This is a genomic window from Arthrobacter sp. I3 (genome assembly GCF_000520575.1).
Taxonomy (GTDB): Bacteria; Actinomycetota; Actinomycetes; order Actinomycetales; family Micrococcaceae; genus Arthrobacter; species Arthrobacter humicola_A.
The window spans coordinates 235,375-238,963 of record NZ_KI914927.1 but is presented as its reverse complement, the minus strand read 5'-3'; the positions used below and the strand labels follow the sequence as shown (position 1 = coordinate 238,963).

The window sequence follows — 3,589 nt, the reverse complement described above, 5'->3', positions numbered from 1 at the left end:
GGCCTCGTCCGGACCGAAGGGCATGTCCTCCTCGGCGGCCCAGTTGGCGGCGACATCCTCCAGGACGTCACCCTCCCCTTCGGTTTCATAGCTGAGCAGTTCCGCCAGCGTGCGGACCATTGCCGCCGGGACGCCGAGCAGCGAGTCGCTGGCCACGTCGACCATGGCCAGTTCATAGTCCGCGCCCGGGGCGTGCACGGCGACGCCGGCGAGGTCCCCCAGCCGCTCCACCTCGAAGTCGCTGATCTCCGGGATGCGGACGGCGCCCGGGGCGGCCGGACTGCCGCCTTCCAGTGCGCCGGCGCGCTTGAGGGCTTCTTCGTGGGTGGACACAAAGAGTTCGGTGAATCCCATGCAGCTGGTCCTTAGGGTTCGGCGGTCCGTAGACCGCTGTTTTCGACGTCGCTTCAGCCTAGCCGCTTCAGCACGGCCCAGCCCCGCCCGCTGGACATACCCTCCCCTAACCCTGAGCAATGAACATATGGCGTCTATGTCTGTTCCCGGCTGTGGGCAATAGACATGCTCCGATGTCCCGCCTAGGAACAGTGGACATGCCCCTCGCTGGCCCGGGGAACCCGACCAAGGCCCGCTGGGCATGTCCACTCCTGGCCGTGACCACTGGACATGTGGCATCTATGCCCATTCCCGGCTGCGAGCAATGGACATGTTCCGGAGTCCCGGTCCCGAGCAGTGGACATGCCCAGCGGTCCCGCCGGCGAAGAGTGGACATGCCCAGCGGAAGAGTGGACATGTCCTGTGCGCGCTGGACATGCCCAGCGCCAGTTTGCCTTGGGAGAACTTCTAGCGCACCGCGACGCGTATCCGGTTGCGCCACGGATCCTCGAAGCGCAGCTCGGCGCCGGTGTGGTGGGATTCGACGCCGGCAACCTTGAGCCGGTCGGCCAGGGCCGCGACGTCGTCGCCGGAGGGCACTTCGATGAGGACCTCGCCCAGGCCCAGCGTGTCGCGCCGGGGGCCCGCGCCGCGGCTGTTCCATACGTTCATGGCCATGTGGTGGTGGTAGCCGCCGGCCGAGACGAACAGCGCCTGGCCGTGCCAGCCCGCGGTCTTCTCGAAGCCGAGCGTGCCGACATAGAACTCATGCGCCGACTGGACGTCGCCGACCTGCAGGTGGACGTGCCCGACGCCGGCGGCGGCCTGGCGCTGGCCGGCCACGGAAGACGAACAGCGCCTGGCCGTGCCAGCCCGCGGTCTTCTCGAAGCCGAGCGTGCCGACATAGAACTCATGCGCCGACTGGACGTCGCCGACCTGCAGGTGGACGTGCCCGACGCCGGCGGCGGCCTGGCGCTGGCCGGCCACGGACTCCTCGGTCAGGTATTGCTGCAGGTAGCGCTGCGGCGGCAGGGCGAGACTGTCCATGACGACGTTCTTGCCCTCCCAGGACCACGCCGCCCGTGGCCGGTCCCAGTACAGCTCGATGCCGTTGCCTTCGGGGTCGTTGAAGTAGAACGCCTCGCTAACGAGGTGGTCCGCGCTGCCCGTGAAGGACTGGGGCTCGTACTGGGCCGCGGTGGCGATGGTGGCCGCCAGGGAGTGCTGGTCCTCGAAAAGGAGGGCGGTGTGGAAGAGCCCGGCCTCGCCGCGGGAAGGTAGATTCAGGCCCGGGGCAGGCGCCAGATGCACCAGCGGCTTCTGCTGGCGCCCAAGGTAGAGCCCGCCGTCCTGTTCGGCCACAGTCTCCAGGCCGAGGGCGCGCTGGTAGTAGTCGGTCATGAGCTTAATGTCGCCGACTTTGAGCATCACGGTGCCCATGGTGAGTTCGGCAGGAAGGAGGTCCTGGGTGCTGGCTTCTGCGGTCATGGCAACGCTCCATGGATTCTGTAGCCACCGGCCTTCGGCGACTCTACATAAAGATAAATTACTTGAAGCTTCAATTTATTCCAAAACATGGACTGGCACCCGGTCTATCGGCAGCCCACGCAGCACGATATGCCGGATCCGGAGGAGCGTGGCCGGATTGCTCCGCGGATCTTCGGCCGTGACGAGGACATCAGCGCTTGCCCCTTCAACGATGGACTCCGCGCCGAGCCAGGTCCGCGCGGACCAGCTCGCGGCGTTGAGGGCGGCAGCGGCGGAAAGGCCGGCGGCGTGCAGGGCCTGGATCTCGTCCACGATCCTGCCATGGCTGATCACGCTGCCGGCGTCGGTACCGGCATAGATCGCCAGCCCGGCCTCGTGGGCTTCGAGGATCCGCTCCGCCCGGCGCTCCCACAGCGAGCGCATGTGGGCTGCGTAGCGGGGGAACTTGGCCGCCGCCCGGGCGGCGATGTCCGGGAACGTGGCGATGTTGATCAGGGTGGGCACGATCGGAACACCCTGTTCGAGGAAGCGCGGCAGGTGCCGCGGCAGCAGCCCGGTGGCGTGCTCGATGCAGTCGATCCCGGCGTCGAGCATGTCATCGAGGGTGTCTTCGGCGAAGCAGTGTGCGGTGACGCGGGCCCCCTCATCGTGGGCGGCCCGGACGGCGTCCTTGACCGTCCGGGCGGGAAAACTGGCGGCGAGATCGCCGGCGTCGCGGTCGATCCAGTCCCCCACGAGCTTGACCCAGCCGTCGCCCGCGCGGGCCTGCTTCCGCACGGCCTCGACGAGATCCTCCGGCTCGACCTCGACGGCCAGGCCCGGCAGGTAGCGCCGGGTCCTCGCGAGGTGCCGGCCCGAGCGGATGATCCGGGGCAGGTCCGCGCGCTGCTGGAGCCAGCGTGTGTTGTGGACGGCGCCGGCGTCGCGGACCAGGAGCGTCCCGGCGTTGCGGTCCGCCAGGGCCTGGGATTCCGCGGTGTCCTCGGTAACGTCCCCGCCCGGGCCGAGGCCGATGTGGCAGTGTGCGTCCACGAGGCCGGGCATGACCCAGCCGTCCAGCACGAGCTCCGGCGCGGCCGCTGGCCGGCGAAAGGTCAGCCGGCCATCTACCGACCACAACCCGTAGCGGACCTGGTCCGCCGCCGTGAGGATGGGCCCGCTGAACTCGATGATGCTGGTCATGACCTAAAGCCTAGCCCTCTGGCGGGCCGCCGCCCGCGTCACACTCGACGGCCGGCCGGAGGTGCGTGGTAGCTTCGTCTACGACCACACGGGTGCCCCTGCAGGGGCTGAGATCGGGCTGACGCAGCCTGCGACCGTTGAACCTGTCCGGGTAATGCCGGCGAAGGAAGTGAGTATTTCCGTGAACTCCCAAGTGACACAGCACAGCCCTGCCCACAATGAGTCAGCCCCCACTGGGCCAGCCCAGCACGGGTCTGCCCCAAGCCAGCCTCCGGCCCCCACACAGTCGCTGAAGTCCCACTCGCTGGCCTTCAGCACGGACCCGGAGCACGGCATCCGCGTGCCGGTGACCGAGATCGCCCTGGAACCCTCCCCGGGCGGCGTCCGAAACCCGCCGTTCCGGGTCTACCGCACTGCCGGCCCGGGCAGCGATCCGGTCCGCGGGCTGGAGCCGTTCCGCACCCCCTGGATTGAGGACAGGGCGGACACCGAACCCTACGCCGGCCGCGAACGCGAGCTGCTCGACGACGGCAAATCGGCGGTGCGCCGCGGTGCCGCGTCGGCCGAGTGGCGGGGCGGCCGGCC

The 3,589-nt window shown here is 69.0% G+C and carries 4 protein-coding genes, 1 pseudogene and 1 riboswitch; of the genes and pseudogenes, 1 reads left to right on the top strand and 4 read right to left on the bottom strand.

Annotated elements, in window-relative coordinates:
- The 4 genes from Y706_RS0112510 to Y706_RS0112500 form a co-directional block, all read right to left on the bottom strand.
- A partial coding sequence (locus tag Y706_RS0112510; protein ID WP_028276851.1) for a hypothetical protein occupies positions 1-354 on the bottom strand: 354 nt, incomplete at its 3' end.
- Positions 355-801: 447 nt separating this feature from the next.
- Positions 802-1,176, bottom strand: coding sequence for a VOC family protein (locus Y706_RS28845; RefSeq protein ID WP_043436066.1), 375 nt, complete (start codon positions 1,174-1,176; stop codon positions 802-804).
- On the bottom strand, positions 1,100-1,822 hold the full coding sequence (locus Y706_RS28185; protein ID WP_156945131.1) for a VOC family protein: 723 nt from the start codon (positions 1,820-1,822) through the stop codon (positions 1,100-1,102). Before Y706_RS28185 ends, Y706_RS28845 begins: the two co-directional genes overlap by 77 nt.
- Before the next feature lie 75 nt (positions 1,823-1,897).
- Positions 1,898-3,004, bottom strand: coding sequence for an amidohydrolase family protein (locus Y706_RS0112500; RefSeq protein ID WP_028276850.1), 1,107 nt, complete (start codon positions 3,002-3,004; stop codon positions 1,898-1,900).
- Positions 3,005-3,082: 78 nt separating this feature from the next.
- A riboswitch (TPP riboswitch) is annotated at positions 3,083-3,190 on the top strand.
- On the opposite strand from Y706_RS0112500, the pseudogene Y706_RS28840 reads away from it, so the two are divergent.
- A pseudogene (locus Y706_RS28840) lies at positions 3,186-3,589 on the top strand (phosphomethylpyrimidine synthase ThiC); the annotation flags it as partial. (Overlaps the previous riboswitch by 5 nt.)

Bases quoted from the DNA above. Each gene is read 5' to 3' on its own strand.
- Y706_RS28185 (WP_156945131.1), bottom strand. From the start codon at position 1,822: ATGACCGCAGAAGCCAGCACCCAGGACCTCCTTCCTGCCGAACTCACC.
- Y706_RS0112500 (WP_028276850.1), bottom strand. From the start codon at position 3,004: ATGACCAGCATCATCGAGTTCAGCGGGCCCATCCTCACGGCGGCGGAC.